Here is a 24043-nt window from a genome sequence, read left to right as displayed (position 1 = left end):
CATCAGCATTGGGAACGCGGTCATGACAGATACCACCTATTGCGGCTTTGTCGCCATCGTGGGCCGCCCCAACGTGGGCAAGTCCACCCTGCTCAACAAGTTGCTCGGCCAGAAGGTCAGCATCACCTCGAAGAAGCCCCAGACTACCCGTCACCGGATCCTGGGGATCGACACCGAGGAGAACCATCAGACCATCTATGTGGATACCCCTGGTCTGCACATCGAGGAGAAGCGGGCCATCAACCGCCTGATGAACCGCGCCGCCACCAGTTCCCTGGGGGATGTGGCCATGGTGGTGTTCGTGGTGGACGGCACTCACTGGACCAAGGATGACGAGATGGTGCTGGGCAAGCTGCGCCACCTCAAGTGCCCCGTGGTACTGGCGGTCAACAAGATCGACAACGTCAAGGAGAAAGAGGATCTGCTGCCGCACCTCGAGTGGCTGGGTCAGCAGATGAACTTTGCCCACATCCTGCCCATCAGCGCCGAGAAGGGTACCAACGTGGAGAAGATCCGCGAGTGGGCCAAGGATCTGCTGCCGGAGAACGTCCACTTCTTCCCGGAAGATTACGTGACCGACCGCTCTTCCCGCTTCATGGCCTCCGAGATCATCCGCGAGAAGCTGATGCGCTTCACCGGCGAGGAGCTGCCCTATTCGGTGACGGTGGAGATCGAGCGCTTCAAGGTGGAGGAGACCGGTCTCTACCACATCCACGGGCTCATCCTGGTGGAGCGCGAAGGCCAGAAAAAGATGGTCATCGGCAACAAGGGCGAGAAGATCAAGACCATCGGCACAGAGGCGCGCATCGACATGGAACGGCTGTTCCAGAACAAGGTGCATCTCGAGCTGTGGGTCAAGGTCAAGTCCGGCTGGGCCGACGACGAGCGGGCCCTGCGCAGCCTCGGGTATGGCGACGACTGATTGCTGACCCCGGCTTTCGTCATCCACAGTCGGCCCTATCGGGAGACCAGCCAGCTGGTCGAGGTCTTCACCCAGGATAGCGGTCGATTCACCCTGGTGGCTCGCGGTTCCCGCGGGCCACGCTCCTCTCTGAAGGGGCTGCTTCAGCCCTTCACCCTGCTCACCATTGCCTGGCGCGGCAAGGGGGATCTCAAGAACCTCACCCAGGTGGAGTGCCCGGATCACTCGTTGCGCCTCGGGGGGGATCGTCTCTTCTACGGCCTCTATCTCAACGAGCTGGTCTACTACCTACTGGAAGCGCACACCCCCTTCCCCGAGGTGTTCGACGCCTATGCGCGTGCCATCATGGCCCTGGCGGACGGCGAGACCCCGGAGCTGCCCCTGCGCCGCTTCGAGTTCCTGCTGCTGCAGGCCTTGGGCTACGCGGTGGACTTCGAATATGCCGCGGACGACGACTCCCCCATCGACCCTACCCTGCTCTACGGCTTCGAGCGGGAGCTCGGCTTTGTCGCTTGCGAGCGGGCGCCGGATCCCCGTACCCTGTTCCTCGGCGCCCACCTGCTGGCCTTCGCCGAGGGGCGTTTCGACACGCCCCCCTTGCTGCAGGCGGCCAAGCGTTTCAGTCGGCTGGCGCTGCAGCCCTATCTCGGCAAGCGTCAACTGAAGAGCAGGGAGCTCTTTTTGAAGCGAAAAGGCAGTGTTTCAAGCTGATTTTTATTATCTGGTGATGTTTTATGTTTATGGCATCGCCTTTCATGAACAATAATGCTGTCGCCGTGGCCAGAACCGGGCTGCGGCGGCACATGGACAGAGGAGCGGGCTCCACCCGCTCCGGCATTCACAGATGACCTGTATCAAGGAGTAAGCAATGAGCGAGATCTACCTGGGTGTGAACATCGACCATATCGCCACCCTGCGCAACGCCCGCGGCACCCAGTATCCGGATCCGGTACAGGCCGCCTTCGTGGCCGAGCAGGCCGGTGCCGATGGCATCACGGTCCACCTGCGGGAAGATCGCCGCCACATCACCGACCGGGACGTGGAGATCCTGCGCCAGACCATCCAGACCAGGATGAACCTGGAGATGGCGGTGACCGAGGAGATGATCGGCATCGCCTGCCGCATCAAGCCCCACTTCGTCTGCCTGGTGCCGGAGAAGCGCACCGAGGTGACCACCGAGGGTGGTCTGGACGTGGCTGGCCAGCTGGACAAGGTGACCGATGCGGTGACCCGCCTGGCCGCCGTGGGCTCCCAGGTGTCGCTCTTCATCGATGCGGATCCTTTGCAGATCGATGCGGCCGCCGCGAGCGGTGCTCCCTTCATCGAGATCCACACCGGCCGCTACGCCGATGCCACCACGGACGCCGAGCGCAACGCCGAGTTCAAGCGCATCGCCGCCGGTGCTTCCTACGCCGCTGGCAAGGGCTTGAAGGTCAATGCGGGCCACGGTCTGCACTACCACAACGTCAAGGCCATCGCCGCCATCCCCGAGCTCTATGAGCTCAACATCGGTCACGCCATCATCGGTCGCGCCGCCTTCGACGGTCTGGCCAAGGCGGTCAGCGACATGCGTGCGCTGATGCAGGAAGCCCGTCAGGGGATCTGATGCCGCTTCGCAGGTATGAAAACCACAAGGGACGCTTCGGCGTTCCTTGTGGTTTTCAGGAGTGGAAGGCGGGGTGAACCCCGTGCTCATCTGGCATGGGGCCGGGCATCCGTGTGCAGAGGGCGAAAGGGAAGGGGCGTCTCAGCCTGGTTCCGGGAAGTAGCGCTCCAGCAGGGCGGTGAGGATGGCCTGGCACTCGGCATCCGGCTCGCCGGTGACCAGGGCGGGGCGAAAGTGAAGCTGGAAGGCGCGCAGGACGGCGCGGCTCTGCTCATCCCAGGCGCCGTGCTGGGGTAGGCCGTAGCCGTAACGGGCAAGCTGCTGCTGCCATTGCAGCGCATCCCAGGGGATGAGCTGCGTCTGGCGCAGCTCGGCCACCCGGGCCTCGTCGGGCCAGGCGCCGACACCGTAGCGCAGGGCGAGCTCGCGCCAGGGGAACCGGGGGCCGGGATCCTGCTTGCGCTCGGGGGCGACATCGCTGTGGGCCAGCACCTGGGTGGGGGGGATCTGGTAGCGTTCGATCAGATCCCGGGCGAGGGCGCCGAGGGTGGCGATCTGGGCAGAGGGATAGGGTTGCCAGTGTCTCAGATGGGCGGGCAGGGCCGCGTCTTTCTCGTCATACCCGAGATTCACTATCTCGATGCCGAGCGAACTGGCGTTGAGCCCGGCGTAATGATGCCAGCGACTGCGTCCGGCGTGCCAGGCCCGCTGGCTGTCGGGCACCAGCTGGTAGACCGGGAACGGTTGCTCGTCGGTGTCGCGGGGGATCAGGTAGTGGGCGCTCACCTTGTGCTCCGGCTCGGTCAGCAGGCGCAGGGAGCGGGCATCCTCTTCATCCGTGTAGTGCAGGATGAGAAAGGCGATGCGCTCGTTCTGGCTGGCGCTCTGATGATCCTGATTGAGCCGATAGGGTGCAGGCTGGCAGGCGCCGAGCAGCAGGATGAGGGGCAGTGACCAGCGCCAGCGCGCCGCGAACCGGCACGCGCCGCCGCTCGCCGACGGGCTTGGAGCCAGCAGGCGGCGCCAGCCCATGGTCTAGCCTCGCCCCTGGCCGGAGGCGGTCATCAGGGCCCGGGCCTGTATTTGGCGGTGAGGCCAATCAGGAAGTTGCGCAGGATCTGATCCCCGCAATCCTGATAGTGCTTGTGATCCCTGGCGCGGAACAGGGCGCTCAGCTCGGACTTGGAGAGGTTGAAGTTCGCGAGCTTGAGGGTGCCCAGCATCTCCTCTTCCTTGTAGTTGAGGCCGATGCGCAGCTTGCGCAGGATCAGGTTGTTGTTGATCCGGTTCGGGATCACCTGGGGCGGGGCATCTTCCCGCACACCGCGGCGCAGGGCGATGAAGCCGTCGAGGAACTGGCTCAGTGCCGAGTCCGGGCAGGCGGCGAAGCCCGCTTCCTGTGCCTCACCCTCTTCGGCCTCTTTCATCAGCCAGCCGTGCAACTGGGCATGGGTGATGGCCAGATTGCCCTTGGCAAAGATCTCGACCATCTGGTCGTTGCTGATGCTGAGGGCATAGCGCAGGCGGCGCAGAATATCGTTGTTGGTCATGTTGACTCCTGTGGAAACGGCGCAGATGTTACCACCTGCCGCCTGTCCAGTCAGAAAAAGCGCCTCAGTCGGTCAGGGCCAGGTAGCGGGGGGCCTCCTGCCTCACCTGCTCCAGGGCATCCTGCAGCTCCAGCAATTCGGGTTCCAGATCGCTCACGGCGACCCCGTCGCGCAGCTGCTGCTCGAGCTGGGAGAGCAGGCGTTGCAGACCCGGCACCCCGGAGTAGGCGCAGCCACCGTTGAGGCGGTGGAGCTGGGCCAGCACGTCTGCATCGTCGGCACTCCCTTCCAGCGCCGCCGCCAGGATGGGCTCCACCTCGTCGAAGCTGGCCAGCAGCATGGTCAGCATCTCCCGGGCGAGGGCTGGCTTGCCGGCGGCCTGACGCACGGCGAGGGGCCAGTCTATCTGCTGATCCCCGTGATTCTGGTGCCGCCGGTGAGCGAAGTCGGTGATGAGCTGCGCCAGCATCCCCTCGTCGATGGGTTTGGCCAGGTAGTCGTCCATGCCCTGGCGAATGAGGCGCTCCCGCTCACCGGGAATGGCATGGGCGGTGACCGCGACGATGGGGGTCTCGGTGTTGAGGGAGTGGTGGCGGATCGCCTGGGTGGCGCTGATGCCGTCCATGACGGGCATCTGGATATCCATGAAGATGATGTCGAACGGTTGGCTCTGGGCCAGGTTGACCGCCTCCTTGCCGTTCTTGCACACCACCACCTCGGTCACCATCTCCTTGAGCATGGCGGCGATGAGCTTGAGGTTGGCGGCGTTGTCATCCACCGCCAGCACCTTGACCGCCTGCACGCTGCGCGGCGTCGGCGCGGGCAGGGGGGCACGGCGTACCGCCTCGGGGGAGAGCAGGGCGTGCAGCAACTTGCGATGGTTGATGGGCTTGGAGAGGCAGTGGACGGCGCCGTGGGCCAGCATGGCGTCGTAGAGGGCCGGCTCGTGGCTGCTCAGCAGCACTATGGTGTTCTGCTGGCCGTCCAGTCCGTCGAGACGGGCAATCACCTGCTGCGGGCTGTGCAGGGTGCTGCTGCCGATGAGCACCATGTCCTGGCTGCTCATCGGGGGCCACTCCTCGTCCACCGTCAGGGAGTGCACATCCAGGTGCCACTCTCCCAGCAGGGCGAGCAGGGAGGCGTGAGTGAAGGGATCCGGCTCCAGCAGCCAGACCCGCTTGCCCTGGATGCGATCCAGCGGAAGCCGCTCGCTCTGGGGCAGGGGCGAGACATCCAGATCCAGGTGGAACGAGAAGACCGACCCCTTGCCGAGTTCGGATTCGAAGCGGATCTGGCCCCCCATCTGCTGCACCAGCTTCTGGGTGATGACGAGCCCGAGCCCGGTGCCCCCATAGCGGCGGGAGATGGAGGAGTCTGCCTGGTTGAAGGCCTGGAACAACTGGCGCTGCTGCTCTTCCGAGATGCCGATGCCGGTATCGCGAATCAGCACCCGCAGGCGCACCTTGTTGCCGTTCGATTCCCCGGTCTGCTCGACACGCACGTCCACGTTGCCGCGCTCGGTGAACTTGATGGCGTTGCCGGTGAGGTTGGTGAGCACCTGCTGCAGGCGCATGGGGTCGCCGGTGAGGTAGTCCGGCACGGCGGCATCCACCTGGAGGGAGAGTTCGAGCTGCTTGTCGTGGGCGCTCGGCCCCAGCAGGTGCATGGTCTCGTTGAGGGTGTCCCGCAGGCTGAAGGGGATGTGCTCGAGCTGCAGCTTGCCCGCCTCCAGCTTGGAGAAGTCGAGGATGTCGTTGATGATCCCAAGGAGGTTGCGCGCCGACTTCTCGATGGTCTGCATGTAGTCGGTCTGGCTCGGGGTCAGGCTGGTCTTGAGCAGCTGGCGGGTGAAGCCGATGACCCCGTTGAGAGGGGTGCGCAGCTCGTGGGACATGTTGGCGAGGAACTCGGACTTGACCCTGGCTGCCTCCTGGGCGCGCTTCTTCGCCATGTCGAGCTCGACGTTCTGGATCTCGATCTGCTCGAGGGTCTCCCGCAGATCCGACGTCGCCTGATCGATGTTCTGCTGCATCTCCTCGTGATATTCGGAGAGCGCCTTGGCCATGGCGTTGATGCCGTTCTTGAGCATGTCCAGCTCGCCGGTGAGCTGGCCGCTGACCCGGGTATCGAGTCTCCCCTCCCTGATCCGGTGCACCGCCTGCACCATGTCGGTGATGGGCTGGGTCACGCTCTTGACCAGACGGAAGCCGAACAGGGCGCTGATGGCCAGCCCGATGAGCACGATGATGACCGCGAAGAAGGCGTCGCGGTACTGCAGGACGATGGCCCTGTCCGTGGCGAGTTGCATGGAGATGTAGCCAATGACCGGCGGTTCCAGGTCGCTTGGCAGCGGGAAGCCGTCCAGGCTGGTCTCTGCCTGGATGGGGGTGCGCAGTATGATGTCATCGCCGTTGACGGAGACGCTGGTCAGGGCCGGGATGACGCTGCCGTCCGGCAGACGAAGCTGGCTGAAGTCCCTGTGGTAGTTGGACGTCACGAACAGCTGGTTCTCCTGGGTGAAGACGGCGATGGACTTGATGAAGGGCGAGTTTTTGCGATGGGTGAGCCCGATCAGCCGCTTGAGGGATTCGCGGCTGTGCTGTGTCATGCCGTATTCGCTGGCGATGGCCAGGGGCTCGATGATGTTGATGCCCTGATCGATGAGGTTGTTTTCCAGCTGCTGATAGCGGTGGAAGGTGAAATAGCCGGCGATGAGGCCGCCGATGATGAGGGTCGGCAAGATGGTGAAGGCCAGCACCCGGGCCCTGAGACCGTACTTGGTCATGCCGCCGACCCGCCTTTCGCAAGAGAAGCCATGACCCGGGGCGCATGCAGGCACCGGGGTCGGGCAGGCAATACAGTCACTGTCGCTGTACGGGGTCTCAGGCCGTATCCGGTCATATCAATGGGCCACTTTTGGTCAGAATGGACGATGGGGCGGATGCCGCGGCTGGGGCCCTCAGGCCGTATTTGGTCATACGATTATTCTTGTGGGACAATGGTCTGCCGCAGATTCCACAATCATGACATAGCCACCTATAGGCACCAAGTTTTATGGCCCAGTTTTTCAAGCCCCAAAAGAAATCCACCCAGCCCCAACGTATTGAATTTACGGTAGACAGTCTGGATCACCACTGTGTCGGCGTCGGCCGTCATCAGGGCAAGGCCATCTTCGTCGAAGGGGCGCTGCCCGGCGAGGCCATCAAGGCCCGCATCATCGACGACAAGAAGCACTATGCCCACGCCGCCCTGCAACAGGTGGTGACCCCGGCGGTCAACCGGGTTGCCCCCTTCTGCGACCACTATCGCGAGTGTGGCGGTTGCAGTGCCCAGCACCTGGGAGAGGGAGATCAGCTGGCGGCCAAGGAGGCGGGACTGGTCAGCCTGTTCGAGCGCCTTGGCAACATCCAGGCGCCAGCGTTGGCACCTGCGCTGACGGGGGAGTCCCGCGCCTACCGCCGGGTCTGCCGTCTGGCCATCAAGTTTGACAAGAACGGTCGCTGCACCCGGGTGGGCTTTCGTCGTCGCCAGTCGAACGATCTGGTAGAGATTGCCGGCTGTCCTGTGCTGGCCGAGCCCCTCTCCGCCCTTATCGCCCCTCTGCGCGAATGCCTCAACCGGCTGAAGAGCCAGCGCGAACTGGGCCATGCGGAACTCATTCAGGGGGAGCAGGGCATTCTGATGCTGCTGCGCCACACCGGTCGCCCCACCGAGGCGGATCGGGCGCACTTGACCGAGTTTGCCACCGCCCAGGGGATAGACCTCTATCTGCAGGCGGCGGACGAGCAGATCGAACCTCTGCATCAACAGTCTCAGCCAAGTTACACGCTGGATGGCCTGTCTCTTGCATTCGCTCCCGGCGACTTCATCCAGGTCAACGGGCCCGTCAACCAGCGCATGGTGGAGCAGGCATTGAGCTGGCTCGACGCAGGTAAGGATGACAAGGTGCTGGACCTCTTCTGCGGCATCGGCAACTTCACCCTGCCGCTGGCCCGTCAGGCCCGCGAAGTGGTGGGGGTGGAAGGGGAGCTCGCCATGGTGACGCGTGCACAGGAGAATGCTCGCCGCAACGGCATCGACAACGCCCGCTTCTACAAGGCGGACTTGAGCGGCGACATCGTGGGCATGTCCTGGGCCCGGGAAGGGTTCGATCTGGTGCTGCTGGATCCGGCCAGACCCGGGGCGCTGGAGGTGATGAGCCACGTGGTGGCACTTTCCCCCAAACGGGTGGTCTATGTTTCCTGTAACCCGGTCACCCTGGCCCGTGACAGTCAGGTGCTGGTGCAGGGGGGCTACAAGCTGACCCGTCTGGGGATGCTGGACATGTTCCCCCACACTGGTCATCTGGAGTCCATGGCGCTGTTCGAACGGGGCTGAGTCGAGGCGACCGCATTATTCTGGATGAATCAAGATGCGGTCGTGATGATTTTTCGATGTGCATGATGCTGCCAGAGTGAGGTAAAACAGGTGTTTCTCGCTGCCTTCAACGGGCAGGGCAGCATGCGGTTATCTTGGTTTTCCAGCGGCGGCAGCGCTGTTTGAGCGGGAGTGATTAGGGTAATCTAGGTCGTCGATAGTGGATCGGATGCGGGGAAGAGCCCTGTCACCTTGCGCGGTGACATGCCTTGAAAACTCTTTCATGCATCCCCATTTGAGGCAGTCATCAGTTGATGAGGGGATGAGGAGAGCATCGGCTTTCGACCCCACACTTTTAAGGATTGATACCATGGTTGCGGTGCGCGATATTCATTTGAAAGACAATTTCACTCTGGATGAGTGGGTCAGTTCCCTTACCCTGAGTGAAAGTGACAAGAATCAGCTGCGAACCGTCTACCAGTATTGCCTGACCCTGGGTGACGAAGCGCTCACCAACCGCCTGCTGGTGCGCGGGGTCGAGATGGTGGGCATCCTGCTGATGCTCAGCATGGATCTCGCCACCCTCAAGGCCGCCATTCTCTATCCCTTCGTCGAAGCCGGTCTCATCAGCCAGGAAAAGGTGAACGAGGACTTCGGCCCCAAGATCGCCAAGCTGGTGGAAGGGGTGCTGGAGATGGAGGCCATCCGCTCCCTGCAAACCCTTCACCGCAGCGAAACCTCGCCGGAGCAGGTGGACAACGTGCGCCGCATGCTGCTCGCCATGGTCGAGGACGTGCGCGCCGTGGTCATCAAGCTGGCGGAGCGCATCGCCTGCCTGCGTGAAGCGAAGAAGGCGGATGAGGAGACCCGGGTGCTGATGGCCCAGGAGATCACCAACATCTATGCCCCCCTTGCGAACCGCCTCGGTATCGGTCAGCTCAAGTGGGAGCTCGAGGATCTCGCCTTCCGCTACCTGCACCCGGACACCTACAAGCAGATCGCCAAGCAACTGGACGAGAAACGGCTCGACCGCGAGCGCTACATCCGTGAATTCGTGCAGTCTCTGCGCGATGCCCTGGCCGAGGCCGGCGTCGAGGCCGAGGTCTATGGCCGACCGAAACACATCTACAGCATCTGGCGCAAGATGCAGAAGAAGCACCTCGAATTCAACGAGCTGTTCGATGTGCGCGCGGTGCGGGTGATCACCAAGCGGCTGCAGGATTGCTACGCGGCGCTCGGTATCGTTCACACCCATTTCCACCATATTCCCCGCGAATTTGACGACTATGTCGCCAACCCCAAGCCCAATGGCTACCAGTCCATCCACACCGTGGTGGTGGGGGAGGAGGGCAAGACAGTGGAGATCCAGATCCGTACCGAGCAGATGCATCAGGATGCGGAGCTCGGTGTGGCTGCGCACTGGCGCTACAAGGAAGGGGCACAGGCCGCTGCCAAGACCAGCACCTTCGAAGACAAGATCGAATGGCTGCGCAAACTCCTCGCCTGGCAGGAGGACCTCTCGGAGAGCGGCTCCTTGCTGGACGATCTGCGCAGTCAGGTGTTCGAGGACAGGGTTTATGTCTTCACTCCCAAGGGCGATGTCATCGACCTGCCGGCAGGGGCGACGCCGCTCGACTTCGCCTATCACGTGCACAGCATGATCGGTCACCGCTGCATCGGCACCAAGATCGACGGCCGCATCGTGCCCTTCACCTATACGCTGCAAACCGGTGATCAGGTGGAGGTGATCACCCAGAAGGAGCCGAACCCGAGCCGCGACTGGATGAACCCGAACGCCGGCTTCCTGCGCTCCAGCCGGGCGCGGGCCAAGGTGGCCACCTGGTTCAGAAAGCTGGACCGGGACAAGAACATCGCCGCCGGCAAGGAGCTGCTGGAGAAAGAGCTGGACAGACACAACCTCACTCTCTCCAAGGTGGACAAGGTGGTGCTGGAGCGTTTCCATGCGGAGGAGCTGGAAGATTTGCTGGCCGGTATCGGCAGCGGCGACATCCGCATCAACCAGCTGCTCAACTATCTCGACACCCGCTACAACAAGCCGACGGCGGAAGAAGAAGATCGCCGTCTGCTGGAGAAGCTGGAGCAGAAGGCCAATGTGCCCTTCCGCCCCAAACCCAAGGATCACATCGTGGTGGAAGGGGTGGGCAACCTGATGACTCACATCGCACGCTGCTGCCAGCCCATCCCGGGGGACGCCATCCAGGGCTTCATCACCATGGGACGGGGGGTTTCCATCCACCGGGAAGATTGCGAGCAGCTCAAAGAGCTGTCGCGTCGCAACCCGGAGCGCCTGATCGATGCGGTCTGGGGGGAGAACTACTCCGGCGGTTACGGTCTCACCATCCGCATTCTCTCCAACGACAGATCCGGTCTGCTGCGCGACATCACCACCGTGCTCGCCAACGAGAAGATCAACGTGATGGGAGTGCGTTCGCGCTCCAACGTGCGCGAGCAGACCGCCGAAATAGACATGGAGCTGGAGATTTACAACATCAACGCCTTCAACCGGGCGTTGGCCAAGCTCAGTCAGCTCAACGACGTGATCAGCGCCAAGCGGCTGTAATGCTCAACCGACCGGCCCCAGTGGCCGGTCTGCATTTTCTCCCTCCTTGCAGAACATTGAAGACGGATATCACGCGCCCCATCTCCGGCCGCCATGGCTCCACATCATGTGGAGCAGTGGCGTGAGCGGATATTCATGAACCCATTTACCGAATCGAAAGTGAGTTGCCCATGTCCCAACGCTACGACCTTCCCCAACTGCTCGACATCATGGCCAGATTGCGTGACCCGAACGAGGGCTGTCCCTGGGATCTCAAGCAGAGCTTCCAGACCATAGTGCCGCACACCCTGGAGGAGGCCTACGAGGTGGCGGATGCCATTGAGAGCGAAGATTGGCAAGGGCTGAAGGGGGAGCTCGGTGATCTGCTGTTCCAGGTCGTGTTCTATGCCCAGCTCGGCAAGGAGCAGGGATTGTTCGACTTTGCCGACATCGTCGATACCGTGAGCGAGAAGCTCATTCGCCGCCACCCCCATGTCTTCTCCGATGCCGACCTGGGTGACGAGAAGGCGGTCAAAGCGAACTGGGAGGCGGAAAAGGCGAAAGAGCGTGCGGCGCTCGACAAGGAGAGCGTGCTGGACGATATCCCCCTCTCCCTGCCTGCCCTGACCCGGGCAGCCAAGATCCAGAAACGCTGCGCCACCGTCGGTTTCGACTGGAAAACGCTGGGGCCCGTGGTGGACAAGATCCACGAGGAGATCGAGGAGGTGATGGAAGAGGCGCTGATGGTCGACGTGGACGAGGGGCGGGTGAGCGACGAGCTCGGTGATCTGTTGTTTGCCACTGTCAACCTGGTGCGTCATCTGGGCAAGGATCCCGAGCAGGTGCTGCGGGCTGCCAACACCAAGTTTGAGCGTCGTTTTCGTCAGGTTGAACACTTTATTGCCGCAGAAGGTCTGAAAATGACGGATTGCTCCCTGGAGAAGCTGGACGAGGCCTGGAACAGGGCCAAGGAAACCGAGCAAAGTTGATTTGGCGCAAGACGGGGCGGCGGGGAGCCTGATAGATTTTTGTTCATTGTTTGGGAGTGGGGGTTTTGGTATACTGTTTCCCCGTCCTGCTTCATCCCCGAAGCACCCCTTAAAATTCCCTAAACTTCTTTCAGGTTCAGCATGACGACCAAATATATTTTTGTGACTGGTGGCGTTGTTTCATCCCTCGGCAAAGGCATTGCCGCAGCTTCTCTGGCAGCCATTCTGGAAGCCCGTGGTCTGGATGTGACCATCATGAAACTGGACCCGTACATCAACGTGGATCCGGGCACCATGAGCCCGACCCAGCATGGTGAAGTGTTCGTAACCGAGGACGGGGCCGAAACCGATCTGGATTTGGGTCACTACGAGCGTTTCATCCGCACCAAGATGACCCGCCGCAACAACTTCACCACCGGCCGCATCTATGCAGACGTGCTGCGCAAGGAGCGTCGTGGTGACTATCTGGGCGCCACCATCCAGGTGATCCCGCACATCACCAACGCCATCAAGGAGCGGGTGATTGCCGGTGCCGAAGGTCATCAGGTTGCCATCGTCGAAGTGGGCGGTACCGTGGGCGACATCGAGTCCCTGCCGTTCCTTGAAGCCATTCGTCAGCTGGCGGCCATCGTGGGTCGCAACAATGCCATGTTCATGCACCTGACCCTGGTTCCTTACCTGGCCGCCGCCGGCGAGGTGAAGACCAAGCCGACCCAGCACTCCGTGAAGGAGCTGCTCTCCATCGGTATCCAGCCTGATGTGCTGATCTGCCGCTCCGACCGCGCCATTCCGGCCAACGAGCGTGCCAAGATCGCCCTGTTCTGCAACGTGCCCGAGCGCGCCGTCATCTCTATGAAGGATGTCGACTCCATCTACAAGATCCCGGCGCTGCTGAAATCCCAGGGTCTGGACGGCTACATCACCGAGCGCTTCGGCATCGAGTGCAAAGAAGCCGACCTGGCCGAGTGGGAACAGGTCATCTATGAAGAGGCCAACCCGACTGCCGAAGTCACCATCGGCATGGTGGGCAAGTATGTCTCCCTGCCGGATGCCTACAAGTCCGTCAACGAAGCGCTCAAGCACGGTGGCCTGAAGACCCGTCTCTCCGTCAACATCAAGTACATTGACTCCCAGGACATCGAGACCCGTGGCGCCGAGCTGCTGGAAGGTCTGGATGCGATCCTGGTACCGGGTGGCTTCGGCGAACGCGGTGTGGAAGGCAAGATTCTGGCCGCCAAATATGCCCGCGAGAACAAGATCCCGTACCTCGGTATCTGCCTGGGCATGCAGGTTGCCTTGATCGAATACGCCCGCAACGTGGCGGGCATGGAAGGGGCTCACTCCTCCGAGTTCAAGAAAGACAGCCCGTACCCCGTGGTCGGTCTCATCACCGAGTGGGTGGATGACGAAGGCAACGTCGAGACCCGGACCGAGAAGTCCGATCTGGGCGGCACCATGCGTCTGGGCTCCCAGCTCTGCCACCTGGTGGAAGATTCCAAGGTCCGTCAGATGTACGGCAGCCCGACCATTTACGAGCGCCACCGTCACCGTTATGAAGTGAACAACAAGCTGCTGCCGCAGATTGAAGCGGCAGGTCTGAAGGTGACCGGTCTCTCCGCCGACAAGAAGCTGGTGGAAATCATCGAGATCCCGGATCACCCCTGGTTCGTGGCCGCGCAGTTCCACCCGGAGTTCACCTCGACTCCCCGTGATGGCCACGCCCTGTTCGCCGGTTTTGTGAAGGCGGCGGGCGAGTATCAGAAGCGTAATTTGAAGTAATTGAAAATAAATGCGGTTGGGGCTCTGTGCCACAGCCGCTTTTTTTGGCATATTTTTGTTGTTTTTTTACGAAACCTGAGGAAATACACATGTCCAAGATCGTTAAAGTGATCGGTCGTGAAATCATCGACTCCCGTGGTAACCCGACCGTTGAGGCCGAAGTTCACTTGGAAGGTGGTTTTGTTGGTATGGCAGCCGCTCCGTCTGGCGCGTCCACCGGTTCCCGCGAAGCGCTGGAACTGCGTGACGGCGACAAGAGCCGTTTCCTGGGTAAAGGCGTGCTGAAAGCCATCGAAGCCGTCAACGGCCCGATCGCTCAGGCTCTGCTGGGTAAAGATGCCAAGGACCAGGCCACTGTCGACCAGATCATGATCGACCTCGACGGTACCGAGAACAAATCCAAGTTCGGCGCCAACGCCATCCTGGCTGTTTCCCTGGCCAACGCCAAAGCTGCCGCTGCTGCCAAAGGCATGCCGCTGTACGCCCACATCGCCGAGCTGAATGGCACCCCGGGTGTCTACTCCATGCCGCTGCCCATGATGAACATCATCAACGGTGGTGAGCACGCCGACAACAACGTCGACATCCAGGAGTTCATGATCCAGCCGGTTGGCGCCAAGACCCTGAAAGAAGCCGTTCGCATGGGCGCAGAAGTGTTCCACAACCTGGCCAAAGTGCTGAAGTCCAAGGGCTACAACACTGCCGTCGGTGACGAAGGTGGTTTCGCTCCGAACCTGAAATCCAACGCCGAAGCGCTGGAAGTGATCGCTGAAGCCGTTGCCGCTGCCGGTTACAAACTGGGCGCCGACATCACCCTGGCCATGGACTGTGCTGCGTCCGAGTTCTACGACGCAGAGAAGAAAGAGTACAACCTGAAGGGCGAAGGTCGTGTCTTCACCTCCAACGGTTTCTCCGACTTCCTGGCTGACCTGACCACCAAGTTCCCGATCGTCTCCATCGAAGATGGCCTGGACGAATCCGACTGGGAAGGCTTCGCCTACCAGACCGCCGAACTGGGCAAGAAAATCCAGATCGTGGGTGACGACCTGTTCGTAACCAACACCAAGATCCTGAAGCGCGGTATCGACAACGGCATCGCCAACTCCATCCTGATCAAGTTCAACCAGATCGGTTCCCTGACCGAAACGCTGGCTGCCATCAAGATGGCCAAAGACGCTGGCTACACTGCCGTCATCTCCCACCGCTCCGGTGAGACCGAAGACGCGACCATCGCCGACCTGGCTGTGGGTACCGCTGCTGGCCAGATCAAGACCGGTTCCATGAGCCGTTCTGACCGTGTTGCCAAGTACAACCAGCTGATCCGTATCGAAGAAGCCCTGGGTGCCAAGGCTCCGTTCCGTGGTCTGAAAGAAGTGAAGAACCAGGCTTAATTTTCGCCTGCGTTCATGCTTCACAAAGCCCCGCCATCTGGCGGGGCTTTTTCGTTCTGCGCTTATGGGCGTGTGTGACCTGCATTTTTTATTCCGACCAACCCATCCGGCACACAGGCTTTCTTTTGTCTTGCCTGCGAATATGGGAAACTAGGCCGCTTGAAGGAGACTCAGTGCATGCGGCTACTCACTCTTATCCTGCTCCTCCTGTTGGGAGGGCTGCAATATGACCTCTGGCTGGGGAAAAACGGCCTCTCCGACTATCGGGAACTCTCCACCGCCATCGAGCGGCAGCAACAGGACAACCTGGTACTCAAGGATCGCAACAGCCTGATTTACCGGGAAATCGACGATCTTACCTCTGGCCTTGAGGCCATCGAGGAGTTGTCGCGCAACGATCTTGGCTATATCAAGCAGGGCGAGACCTTCTACCGAATCATTCCCAAAGAAAAGGATCAGGTGACGGAGCCTGATGGTGCCCCCTACGATGACTGATAGCCTGAGCGGCCTGACCGCCATCGTCCCGGCTGCCGGTATTGGTAGTCGCATGGGGGCCAGTTGCCCCAAGCAGTACCTGTCCCTGGCAGGGAAATGCATTCTGGAGCACACCCTGGAGCGTTTGCTCTCCCATCCCGCCATCGCCCGTGTGATCGTGGCGCTGGCGCCCCACGACCGCTGGTTTGAGACCTTGACCGTGGCAACCGATCCGCGGGTGCTGCGAGTGGAAGGGGGAAGCGAGCGCGCCTTCTCCGTGCTCAATGCGTTGCACATGGCAGAAGGGGAGTGGGCACTGGTGCATGACGCCGCCCGGCCCTGTCTGACCCACGAGGATCTCGATGCGCTCATTGCTGCCGCCATGGCCTCTGGCGGTGCCATCCTCGGCAGCCGGGTGCGCGATACCATGAAGCGCACCGATGCGGCCGGCAATATCCTCGCCACCGTGGATCGCGAGCAGCTCTGGCATGCCCTGACGCCCCAGATGTTTTTGGTCCGCCCCCTCAAGCGGGCGCTGGAGGAGGGGCTGGCGCTCGGCGCCGCCATCACCGATGAAGCCTCCGCCATGGAACGCGCCGGTTTCCCCGTGCGCATGGTGGAAGGGCGGGCCGACAACATCAAGGTGACCCGGCCGGAAGATCTCTCCCTGGCCGGGCTCTATTTACAGCAACAACGTGCGTGCCGGTCGGCACGACCCGATTCATCCCCAGAGGAGCAGGCATGATCCGCACCGGACATGGTTTTGATGAGACAGATTTCCGTGTATTGAGGAGGGCGCAGGCATGATGCGGATCGGACATGGTTTTGATGTTCACAAGTTTGGCGGGGTCGGTCCCTGCATGCTGGGCGGGGTGGCGGTGCCCTATGAACAGGGCCTGCTGGCCCACTCCGATGGTGACGTGGTGCTGCATGCGGTGAGCGATGCCCTGCTGGGGGCCATCGGCGCTGGCGACATCGGCCGCCACTTCCCCGATACCGCCGCCGAATTCAAGGGCATCGACAGCCGCATCCTGCTGCGGGATGTCTTTGCCCGCGTGCAGCTCGCAGGTTATGCCATCGGCAACCTGGATGTGACCATCATCGCCCAGGCCCCCAAGATGGCCCCCCATATCGACGCCATGTGCGCCGTGCTGGCCGCGGATCTGCAATGTGATTTGAACCGGGTGAACGTCAAGGCGACCACCACCGAACAACTCGGATTCACGGGGCGCAAGGAAGGGATCGCCACCGAAGCCGTCGTCTTGCTGGTGAACAATGATGCTTGAACAACTTGCCTATCTGCACGGGACGCCCACTGCTCGCGGCATCCTCAAGGCCGAGGCCGCCGACTTCGTGGTCAATGAAGATCTCGGGTTCGAACCTTGCGGCGAGGGTGAACACATCTTCGTCCGGGTACGCAAAACCGGCGAGAATACTGCCTGGGTGGCTGGCCTGCTGGCCGATGCGGCCGGGGTTGCCCGCAATGCAGTGACCTGGGCTGGTCTGAAAGATCGCCATGCGGTGACCGAACAGTGGTTCGGCATCCATCTGCCGGGCAAGGGCGAGCCGGATCTCTCGGTCATCGAGAACGACAACATCCGGATCCTTGAGGTGAAGCGCCACAACAAGAAGCTGCGGGTCGGCTATCTCAAGGGCAACCACTTCACCCTGCGTCTCACCGGGCTGGAGCAGGCCGACGGGCTGGAATCCCGTTTGCAGGCGATAGCAACCCAGGGGGTGCCCAACTACTACGGCGAGCAGCGTTTCGGCCGAGGTGGCAACAACCTGGAGGCCGCCAAGGCGATGTTCGCCGGCAAACGGATCAAGGATCGCAACAAGCGCTCCCTCTATCTGTCCGCCGCCCGCAGCATGCTGTTCAATGCAATCGTCAGCGCCCGCATCGAGCAGGGACTGGCCCATCAGCTGCTGGCAGGCGACTGCGTGATGCTCAAGGGCAGCCACTCCATCTTCAGCGAAGAGAGCGTGACTCCCGAGCTGGAGGCTCGCCTTGCCTCCGGAGACGTGCAGCTGACCGCTCCCCAGTGGGGCCGTGGCCGTCTGGCGAGCCAGGGCGCTGCTGCCGAGTTCGAGCAAGAAGTGCTGGCTCCTTATGGTGACTGGTGCGAAGGACTGGAGAAAGCCGGGCTGGATCAGGACAGGCGCCCGTTGCTGCTCAAGCCGGAGCAGATGAGCTGGCAACGGGAGGACGAGGTGCTGACCCTGTCGTTCTTCCTGCCTGCCGGCGCCTTTGCCACCAGCGTGGTACGAGAGTTAATGCAGGCCGAAGAGGCCGATCACGGTTTCAGGAACTCAACCGATGCGAATTCTGGTCAGTAATGACGATGGGGTACACGCCGAGGGTATTCGCGCCCTCAGCGAGGCGTTGCGTGCCTGCGGCGAGGTCGTGGTGGTGGCTCCGGATCGCAACCGCAGCGGTGCCAGCCACTCCCTGACGCTGGAAGTACCGCTGCGGGTCACCCGCCTCGATGCGTCCAGTTTTCACGGCATCAAGAGTTATGCGGTCAAGGGGACGCCGACCGACTGCGTTCATCTGGCGGTCAACGAACTGCTGCGCCCTGAGCCCGACATGGTGGTGGCCGGTATCAATCACGGGGCCAACCTGGGGGATGACGTCATCTACTCGGGGACGGTGGCTGCCGCGACGGAAGGGCGTCATCTGGGTTTCCCCTCCATCGCCGTATCGCTGGTGGGCAAGACTCATTTCGCCAGTGCGGCCCACTACGCCGCCCAGCTGGTGCGGGGGCTGATGGTGCATCCGTTGCCTGCGGATCAGATCCTCAACGTGAATGTGCCGGATCTGCCGCTCGAGCAGATCAAGGGGATCAGGGTGACGCGTCTTGGCAATCGCCACCGGGCGGAGTCGGTGATCCGCACCGAGGATCCCCGTGGTCAGCCCGTTTACTGGATTGGCCCCCCCGGCAACCAGCAGGATGCGGGAGAGGGAACGGACTTTGCCGCCATCGAGCAGGGTTATGTCTCCATCACTCCCCTGACCATCGACATGACGGCCTACGGCAGTCTGTCGACCCTGGGCGCGTGGCTGGATCTGCAGGGATGACGTTGTGATAGTACAGCGCCTGTTGAATCAACTGATTGCCCAGGATGTCCGCGATTTCCGCGTATTGGCGGCGATTGCGAAGGTGCCGCGCCAGCTGTTTGTGGACGAGGCCATGGCCCACAAGGCCTGGGACAATACGGCCCTGCCCATCGGCCATGGGCAGACCATCTCCCAGCCTTACATCGTGGCGCGCATGACCGAGCTGCTGATCCAGAACGATCCGGCCCATGTGCTGGAGATCGGGACGGGATCGGGCTACCAGACGGCGGTACTGGCCCACCTGGTGGAGCATGTCTACACCATGGAGCGGATCAAGTCGCTGCAGTTTCAGGCCCGGCGCAGATTGCGCCAGCTCGATCTGCACAATGTGTCGGCCAAGCACGGCAATGGGTGGCTAGGTTGGCCCAACAAGGGCCCTTTCGACGCCATCCTGGTGACGGCGGCGGCCAGTGAGGTCCCCAAGGCCCTGACCGATCAGCTGGCTGACGGTGGTCGTCTGGTGTTGCCGGTGGGTGATGGCCAGCAGACCCTGCAGCTCATCGAGCGATCGGGCTCCCAGCTCACCAGCCGGATCCTGGAGCCGGTACGTTTCGTTCCCCTGATTGACGGAGATGTCGAGTGAAGTTGTTTTCCCGCCTTTATGTTCTGGTGATGCAGTGGGCACGCCACAAGTATGCCCCCTGGTATCTGGCCATCACCGCCTTTATTGAATCCATCTTCTGGCCCATCCCGGTGGATGTGATGCTGGCGCCCATGGCGCTCGGCAAACCTCATCGCGCCTGGCACTATGCCGCGCTGGCCACACTCTTTTCGGTGCTGGGCGCCCTGTTTGGTTATCTGCTCGGCTATGCCCTGTGGGAGCCAGTGGTGCAGCCGCTGGTGACCTCGGTTGGCTATGAGGGCAAGATTGCCCTGGCCGAGCAGTGGTTCGCGCAGTGGGGCATCTGGGTTATTTTTATTGCCAGCTTCACGCCGATCCCCTACAAGGTGTTTACCGTCACGGCTGGCTTGCTCCACATGGCACTGTTGCCTTTCATCCTGACCTCGCTGATCGGTCGTGGCATGCGCTTCTTCCTGGTTGCAGGTCTGATGCGCTGGGGCGGCGAGAAGATGGAGCGCAAGCTGATGCACTATGTGGATGTGCTGGGCTGGCTCTGTATTGGTTTGGCCGTTGCGGCCTATTTCTGGTTTAGTCGTTAAGGATCCACTATGTGTTCGCGTGTTTGGCAAGGTAGCGGTGTCGTCGTGTTGTCATGGCTGCTGCTTGCCTGTTCCTCCAGCAAGACTGCGGCTCCGGTGCACAGCCTGGGCAATGATCAGGTCGCTTCGACCATCCCCGTGCGTCAAGGTATGACCAAGCCCGGCATTGCAGGCAACGGGTACACCGTGGTCAAAGGAGACACTCTCTACTCCATTGCATTTCGTTCTGGCATGGATGTGGCTTCGCTTATCAGCATCAATGGCATCACTCCCCCCTATAACATTTATCCCGGCCAGCAGCTCAGGCTCGATGGCGCTTCCGCCCCTATGGCGGTGGCAACCGTCGGCAGCCCTGTCAGTCGTGGCAGCGTGACGGGGTCTGGCAGTTACGAGGTGCGCCGTGGCGATACATTGAGCAGCATCGGTCGCCAGTTCGGTCTTTCCAACCAGGCCTTGGCCCAGCGCAACAACCTTCAGGCTCCTTATGCATTGCACGTGGGTCAGGTGCTCAATGTGGGGGGCGCGGGTTCCTCGGGTGGTCAGATGGTGGCAGCAACCACACCGGTTGTGACCAGCACGGGGCCCAAACCCCTGGCCACGGCTCCGGCAGGTACGACCACACCATTTATTGCTCAGAAAACGATTGCTCCTGCCTCGTCAACAGCATTCGCTCAGGCGAAAGAACAAAAAACCGTCAGTTCCTCGTCAACACTCTCCTGGCATTGGCCGACCAAAGGGCGGATCGTTGAAGGCTTCTCCGTTGCGGAACAAGGCAACAAGGGCATCGACATTTCCGGCCAGAAGGGCCAACCCATTTACGCTGCGAGCAGCGGCAAAGTGGTCTATGCGGGCAGTGCACTGCGAGGTTATGGCAAGCTGATAATTCTCAAGCACAACGATGACTACCTCTCCGCCTACGCTCACAACGATGAGTTGAGGGTCAAGGAGGGAGACACCGTGAAGGGCGGAGCGGTTATCGCCAATATGGGTAGCACGGATGCGCCGGATGTGCGCTTGCACTTTGAAATCCGGTACAAAGGCAAGTCGATCAACCCGATGGGCTATTTGCCAAAGCGTTAACTCAGAGAGCTGAGTCTTACTCTGGTGTAGGTCAGGGAGAGATATCATGAGCCAAGAACAACTGGTAATGCAGGATGCAGAGTTAGAGTTCGACGAGGAGCTGGAGGTTCAGGAGGAAGAAGAGGTTCAGGAAGTGGCGGCCGAAGCCGAAGAGACCATTTCTGATGAACTGATGGCGCCAGAGCTGAACAAGGTAATGGACGCCACCCAGCTCTATCTGGGGGAGATAGGCTTCTCCCCCTTGCTCACGGCCGAAGAGGAAGTCTACTACGCCCGCCGTGCCCTGCGTGGCGACAAAGCGGCGCGCAAGCGCATGATCGAATCCAACCTGCGCCTGGTGGTCAAGATTGCCCGGCGCTACAACAACCGCGGCCTGGTGCTGCTGGATCTCATCGAAGAGGGCAACCTCGGCCTTATCCGCGCCGTCGAGAAGTTCGACCCCGAGCGCGGTTTCCGTTTCTCTACCTATGCCACCTGGTGGATCCGCCAGACCATAGAGCGGGCCATCATGAACCAGACCCGTACCATTCGTCTGCCCATCCATGTGGTCAAGGAGCTGAACGTCTATCTGCGCACTGCGCGCGAGCTTTCCCATCGTCTCGACCATGAGCCGACCGCCGAGGATATCGCCTCTGCACTGGATCGCTCTGTGGACGATGTGAATCGCATGCTCAAGCTCAACGAGAAGATCACCTCGGTGGATACTCCCATTGGTGGCGATCGCGACAAGGCGTTGCTGGATGTGCTTTCCGACGAGCGCGGAATGGGGCCCGAGCTGGAGTCCCAGGAAGATGACATGCGCAGCAGCATAGTGCACTGGCTGGAGGAGCTGAATCCCAAGCAGCGCGAAGTGCTGGCCCGCCGTTTCGGTCTGCTCGGCTATGAACCGGCCACCCTGGAAGACGTGGGCGCCGAGATTGGTTTGACCCGCGAGCGGGTGCGCCAGATCCAGGTGGAAGGGTTGCGCCGTCTGCGGGAAATTCTGCTGGGGCAGGGGCTGTCCATTGAGGCGCTGTTCCGCACCAACTAAACGGGTATGAATACCGTCATCAAGATGAAAAAGGGGCCGCAGGCCCCTTTCTTTTTGTCGTGGATCGTCAGGATCACACCGGATCCAGAGTGTCCAGCGGCCAGCGCGGCACGGCCTTGACGACGAGGGGTTCGAAGACTCCCGCCTTCAGGCGTTGCATGCCGGCATAGGCGATCATGGCGCCGTTGTCGGTGCAGTATTCGGTGCGCGGGTAGAAGACTTCACCTTTGAGGCTTTCCATCAGCTCGGCCAGCTGGGCGCGCAGATGACGGTTGGCGCTGACGCCGCCTGCCACGACCAGGCGATTGAGACCGGTCTCTTTCAGGGCACGGCGGCACTTGATGGCCAGGGTGTCGACCACCGCATCCTCAAACGCCCGAGCGATGTCGGCACGGGTCTGCTCGTCGTCGCCATTGGCTGCTATGGTATTGGCGGCAAAGGTCTTGAGGCCGGAGAAGCTCATGTCGAGCCCTGGGCGATCGGTCATGGGACGGGGGAAGTTGAAACGTCCCTTGGTGCCCTTTTCTGCCAGCCGGGAGAGCAGCGGACCACCGGGGTAGTCCAGACCCATCAGCTTGGCGGTCTTGTCGAACGCCTCACCAGCGGCATCGTCGATCGATTCGCCCAGCAGCTGATAGCTGCCGATGCCATCGACCCGAACCAGCATGGAGTGGCCGCCGGAAACCAAGAGCGCCACGAAGGGAAACTCGGGTGCTCGCTCTTCCAGCATGGGGGCCAGCAGGTGGCCTTCCATGTGATGTACGGCGATGGCCGGCTTGTCCCAGGCCATCGCCAACGAGCGGCCTATGGTAGCCCCGACCAGGATGGCACCAACGAGACCTGGCCCCGCGGTATAGGCGATGCCATCGATGTCATCCTTGCCAAGTCCGGCCTCTTTCAAGGCGGCCTGGATCAAGGGGATCGTCTTGCGTACATGGTCCCGGCTGGCGAGCTCGGGAACGACGCCGCCGTAGTCCGCATGCAGCTTGACCTGGCTGTACAACTGGTGGGAAAGGATCCCTTTTTGATCATCGAAGATCGCGATCCCGGTTTCGTCACAGGATGTCTCTATGCCCAATACACGCATTGCTAAAAAATTTCACTGCTAAAATGAGACGGCTATGGTAACCTTCGCGGGTTTTTTAAACCAGAGCGATCTCTGCGGGTTTACTTTCATTCCCTGTCCAGAGTATAATTTCGCACCATTTTAAGACATGCTGATCGATTGAAGGTCAGCTAACAATTTATCACTGAGGTGAAAGGCACATGCCAGTAATCAAAGTCCGTGAAAATGAGCCGTTTGACGTTGCTCTGCGTCGCTTCAAGCGTTCTTGCGAAAAGGCCGGTATCCTGTCCGAAGTTCGTAGCCGTGAGTTCTACGAGAAGCCGACTACCATTCGCAAGCGCGCCAAAGCGTCCGCTGTCAAGCGTCACGCCAAGAAGCTGTCCCGCGAAAACGCACGTCGTATCCGCCTGTACTAATCAAGGGATCATGCCGTGTCTCTGAAGGATCAACTCAAGGATCAGCAAAAGCTCGCCATGCTTGCCAAAGACAAGCCTCGGTTGGGTGCTATCCGCTTGTTGATGGCAGAAATCAAGCAGCGTGAAGTCGATACCCGTGTCGAGCTCAATGATGAAGAGATCCTCGCTGTCGTGACCAAAATGGTCAAACAGCGTCGCGATTCCATCAGCCAGTTTGAAGCTGCCGGTCGCCAGGATCTCGCCGACAAAGAGTCCGCCGAGATCGTTGTGCTGCAGGAGTTCCTGCCACAACAGCTGACCGCAGACGAAATTGCCGCCCTGATCGAGCAAGCCATCACTGAAAGTGGTGCTGCCGTCATGGCTGACATGGGTAAAGTCATGGCTGTCTTGAAGCCAAAAATTCAGGGGCGTGCCGATGTCGGCGCCGTCAGTGCTCAGGTGAAAACCCGCTTGGCGTAACAGGCAACTCTCTTGTTTGGTCGAAGAAGCCGTGCTTCCCATTGGAATGCGCGGCTTTTTTATTTCCTATGCAATGAAACAGGACG

23 protein-coding genes are annotated in these 24043 nt (G+C 61.1%); 19 read left to right on the top strand and 4 right to left on the bottom strand.

Features of this window, described 5'->3' with window-relative positions:
* Positions 1 to 22 precede the first annotated feature (22 nt).
* From era to pdxJ, 3 genes are all read left to right on the top strand, one after another.
* Positions 23 to 922: a GTPase Era gene (era, locus tag AB7E19_RS08550; RefSeq protein WP_041211854.1), complete on the top strand. Its 900-nt coding sequence runs from the start codon at positions 23 to 25 to the stop codon at positions 920 to 922.
* A complete protein-coding gene (gene recO, locus AB7E19_RS08545; protein WP_039040537.1) occupies positions 923 to 1633 on the top strand; it encodes a DNA repair protein RecO in 711 nt (236 codons plus the stop codon).
* Positions 1634 to 1790: 157 nt separating this feature from the next.
* Positions 1791 to 2528 (top strand): pyridoxine 5'-phosphate synthase, encoded by a 738-nt coding sequence (gene pdxJ / locus AB7E19_RS08540; RefSeq protein ID WP_043154814.1) that lies wholly within the window; start codon positions 1791 to 1793, stop codon positions 2526 to 2528.
* Positions 2529 to 2669: 141 nt separating this feature from the next.
* Here the strand turns inward: pdxJ and AB7E19_RS08535 are convergent, their stop codons facing one another.
* From AB7E19_RS08535 to barA, 3 genes are all read right to left on the bottom strand, one after another.
* Positions 2670 to 3560: an N-acetylmuramoyl-L-alanine amidase gene (locus tag AB7E19_RS08535; protein ID WP_322131371.1), complete on the bottom strand. Its 891-nt coding sequence runs from the start codon at positions 3558 to 3560 to the stop codon at positions 2670 to 2672.
* Positions 3561 to 3592: 32 nt separating this feature from the next.
* Positions 3593 to 4078, bottom strand: coding sequence for a DUF1456 family protein (locus AB7E19_RS08530; protein WP_010675634.1), 486 nt, complete (start codon positions 4076 to 4078; stop codon positions 3593 to 3595).
* A 64-nt stretch (positions 4079 to 4142) separates the two neighbouring features.
* Entirely contained in the window at positions 4143 to 6863 is a 2721-nt protein-coding gene (gene barA, locus AB7E19_RS08525) for a two-component sensor histidine kinase BarA (RefSeq protein WP_045521991.1), read from the bottom strand.
* Between the two features lie 269 nt (positions 6864 to 7132).
* Here barA and rlmD point away from each other — a divergent pair, with 269 nt between their 5' ends.
* The 14 genes from rlmD (at position 7133) to rpoS (ending at position 22016) form a co-directional block, all read left to right on the top strand.
* A complete protein-coding gene (rlmD, locus tag AB7E19_RS08520; protein WP_427934962.1) occupies positions 7133 to 8455 on the top strand; it encodes a 23S rRNA (uracil(1939)-C(5))-methyltransferase RlmD in 1323 nt (440 codons plus the stop codon).
* Between the two features lie 349 nt (positions 8456 to 8804).
* Positions 8805 to 11015 (top strand): GTP diphosphokinase, encoded by a 2211-nt coding sequence (relA, locus tag AB7E19_RS08515; RefSeq protein ID WP_010675631.1) that lies wholly within the window; start codon positions 8805 to 8807, stop codon positions 11013 to 11015.
* Positions 11016 to 11185: 170 nt separating this feature from the next.
* Complete coding sequence (gene mazG, locus AB7E19_RS08510) at positions 11186 to 11983, top strand: nucleoside triphosphate pyrophosphohydrolase (protein ID WP_427934960.1); 798 nt, start codon at positions 11186 to 11188, stop codon at positions 11981 to 11983.
* A gap of 141 nt (positions 11984 to 12124) precedes the next feature.
* Positions 12125 to 13762, top strand: a complete 1638-nt coding sequence (pyrG, locus tag AB7E19_RS08505) for a glutamine hydrolyzing CTP synthase (protein ID WP_039041042.1) — start codon at positions 12125 to 12127, stop codon at positions 13760 to 13762.
* Between the two features lie 89 nt (positions 13763 to 13851).
* Positions 13852 to 15153 carry a phosphopyruvate hydratase gene (gene eno, locus AB7E19_RS08500; RefSeq protein ID WP_421260530.1) on the top strand — a complete coding sequence of 434 codons (1302 nt, stop codon included), beginning with the start codon at positions 13852 to 13854 and terminating at the stop codon, positions 15151 to 15153.
* A gap of 177 nt (positions 15154 to 15330) precedes the next feature.
* On the top strand, positions 15331 to 15648 hold the full coding sequence (ftsB, locus tag AB7E19_RS08495; RefSeq protein ID WP_010675628.1) for a cell division protein FtsB: 318 nt from the start codon (positions 15331 to 15333) through the stop codon (positions 15646 to 15648).
* On the top strand, positions 15641 to 16372 hold the full coding sequence (gene ispD / locus AB7E19_RS08490; RefSeq protein ID WP_010675627.1) for a 2-C-methyl-D-erythritol 4-phosphate cytidylyltransferase: 732 nt from the start codon (positions 15641 to 15643) through the stop codon (positions 16370 to 16372). Before ftsB ends, ispD begins: the two co-directional genes overlap by 8 nt.
* A 58-nt stretch (positions 16373 to 16430) precedes the next feature.
* Positions 16431 to 16913 carry a 2-C-methyl-D-erythritol 2,4-cyclodiphosphate synthase gene (gene ispF / locus AB7E19_RS08485; RefSeq protein WP_143237093.1) on the top strand — a complete coding sequence of 161 codons (483 nt, stop codon included), beginning with the start codon at positions 16431 to 16433 and terminating at the stop codon, positions 16911 to 16913.
* A complete protein-coding gene (truD, locus tag AB7E19_RS08480) occupies positions 16906 to 17964 on the top strand; it encodes a tRNA pseudouridine(13) synthase TruD (protein WP_103244682.1) in 1059 nt (352 codons plus the stop codon). Before ispF ends, truD begins: the two co-directional genes overlap by 8 nt.
* Positions 17945 to 18706 (top strand): 5'/3'-nucleotidase SurE, encoded by a 762-nt coding sequence (gene surE, locus AB7E19_RS08475; RefSeq protein ID WP_041211067.1) that lies wholly within the window; start codon positions 17945 to 17947, stop codon positions 18704 to 18706. The genes truD and surE overlap by 20 nt, the downstream gene beginning before the upstream one ends.
* A gap of 4 nt (positions 18707 to 18710) precedes the next feature.
* Positions 18711 to 19328, top strand: coding sequence for a protein-L-isoaspartate(D-aspartate) O-methyltransferase (locus tag AB7E19_RS08470; RefSeq protein ID WP_010675623.1), 618 nt, complete (start codon positions 18711 to 18713; stop codon positions 19326 to 19328).
* Positions 19325 to 19906, top strand: coding sequence for a YqaA family protein (locus tag AB7E19_RS08465; protein WP_069651888.1), 582 nt, complete (start codon positions 19325 to 19327; stop codon positions 19904 to 19906). Before AB7E19_RS08470 ends, AB7E19_RS08465 begins: the two co-directional genes overlap by 4 nt.
* Positions 19907 to 19915: 9 nt before the next feature.
* A complete protein-coding gene (locus tag AB7E19_RS08460) occupies positions 19916 to 20986 on the top strand; it encodes a LysM peptidoglycan-binding domain-containing protein (RefSeq protein WP_427934955.1) in 1071 nt (356 codons plus the stop codon).
* Between the two features lie 46 nt (positions 20987 to 21032).
* On the top strand, positions 21033 to 22016 hold the full coding sequence (gene rpoS, locus AB7E19_RS08455; protein ID WP_010675620.1) for an RNA polymerase sigma factor RpoS: 984 nt from the start codon (positions 21033 to 21035) through the stop codon (positions 22014 to 22016).
* Between the two features lie 73 nt (positions 22017 to 22089).
* On the opposite strand, the gene tsaD is transcribed toward rpoS, so the two are convergent.
* Positions 22090 to 23103, bottom strand: a complete 1014-nt coding sequence (gene tsaD / locus AB7E19_RS08450; protein WP_045521978.1) for a tRNA (adenosine(37)-N6)-threonylcarbamoyltransferase complex transferase subunit TsaD — start codon at positions 23101 to 23103, stop codon at positions 22090 to 22092.
* 179 nt (positions 23104 to 23282) lie between these two features.
* Here tsaD and rpsU point away from each other — a divergent pair, with 179 nt between their 5' ends.
* Both rpsU and AB7E19_RS08440 read left to right on the top strand, forming a co-directional pair.
* Entirely contained in the window at positions 23283 to 23498 is a 216-nt protein-coding gene (gene rpsU / locus AB7E19_RS08445) for a 30S ribosomal protein S21 (RefSeq protein ID WP_005309452.1), read from the top strand.
* A gap of 15 nt (positions 23499 to 23513) precedes the next feature.
* Entirely contained in the window at positions 23514 to 23957 is a 444-nt protein-coding gene (locus AB7E19_RS08440; RefSeq protein ID WP_010675618.1) for a GatB/YqeY domain-containing protein, read from the top strand.
* Positions 23958 to 24043: the final 86 nt, after the last annotated feature.

It is taken from the genome of Aeromonas sp., assembly GCF_050252055.1.
GTDB classification, from domain to species: domain Bacteria; phylum Pseudomonadota; class Gammaproteobacteria; order Enterobacterales; family Aeromonadaceae; genus Aeromonas; species Aeromonas caviae.
The sequence above is the reverse complement of the archived record's forward strand: the minus strand, read 5'-3'. Positions and strand labels throughout refer to the sequence as shown.

Excerpts from the sequence above, each read along its gene's own strand:
- era (WP_041211854.1), top strand. The coding sequence starts at position 23 with ATGACAGATACCACCTATTGCGGCTTTGTCGCCATCGTGGGCCGCCCC.
- pdxJ (WP_043154814.1), top strand. The coding sequence starts at position 1,791 with ATGAGCGAGATCTACCTGGGTGTGAACATCGACCATATCGCCACCCTG.
- AB7E19_RS08535 (WP_322131371.1), bottom strand. The coding sequence starts at position 3,560 with ATGGGCTGGCGCCGCCTGCTGGCTCCAAGCCCGTCGGCGAGCGGCGGC.
- AB7E19_RS08530 (WP_010675634.1), bottom strand. The coding sequence starts at position 4,078 with ATGACCAACAACGATATTCTGCGCCGCCTGCGCTATGCCCTCAGCATC.
- barA (WP_045521991.1), bottom strand. The coding sequence starts at position 6,863 with ATGACCAAGTACGGTCTCAGGGCCCGGGTGCTGGCCTTCACCATCTTG.
- rlmD (WP_427934962.1), top strand. The coding sequence starts at position 7,133 with ATGGCCCAGTTTTTCAAGCCCCAAAAGAAATCCACCCAGCCCCAACGT.
- relA (WP_010675631.1), top strand. The coding sequence starts at position 8,805 with ATGGTTGCGGTGCGCGATATTCATTTGAAAGACAATTTCACTCTGGAT.
- mazG (WP_427934960.1), top strand. The coding sequence starts at position 11,186 with ATGTCCCAACGCTACGACCTTCCCCAACTGCTCGACATCATGGCCAGA.
- pyrG (WP_039041042.1), top strand. The coding sequence starts at position 12,125 with ATGACGACCAAATATATTTTTGTGACTGGTGGCGTTGTTTCATCCCTC.
- eno (WP_421260530.1), top strand. The coding sequence starts at position 13,852 with ATGTCCAAGATCGTTAAAGTGATCGGTCGTGAAATCATCGACTCCCGT.
- ftsB (WP_010675628.1), top strand. The coding sequence starts at position 15,331 with ATGCGGCTACTCACTCTTATCCTGCTCCTCCTGTTGGGAGGGCTGCAA.
- ispD (WP_010675627.1), top strand. The coding sequence starts at position 15,641 with ATGACTGATAGCCTGAGCGGCCTGACCGCCATCGTCCCGGCTGCCGGT.
- ispF (WP_143237093.1), top strand. The coding sequence starts at position 16,431 with ATGATGCGGATCGGACATGGTTTTGATGTTCACAAGTTTGGCGGGGTC.
- truD (WP_103244682.1), top strand. The coding sequence starts at position 16,906 with ATGCTTGAACAACTTGCCTATCTGCACGGGACGCCCACTGCTCGCGGC.
- surE (WP_041211067.1), top strand. The coding sequence starts at position 17,945 with ATGCGAATTCTGGTCAGTAATGACGATGGGGTACACGCCGAGGGTATT.
- AB7E19_RS08460 (WP_427934955.1), top strand. The coding sequence starts at position 19,916 with ATGTGTTCGCGTGTTTGGCAAGGTAGCGGTGTCGTCGTGTTGTCATGG.
- rpoS (WP_010675620.1), top strand. The coding sequence starts at position 21,033 with ATGAGCCAAGAACAACTGGTAATGCAGGATGCAGAGTTAGAGTTCGAC.
- tsaD (WP_045521978.1), bottom strand. The coding sequence starts at position 23,103 with ATGCGTGTATTGGGCATAGAGACATCCTGTGACGAAACCGGGATCGCG.
- rpsU (WP_005309452.1), top strand. The coding sequence starts at position 23,283 with ATGCCAGTAATCAAAGTCCGTGAAAATGAGCCGTTTGACGTTGCTCTG.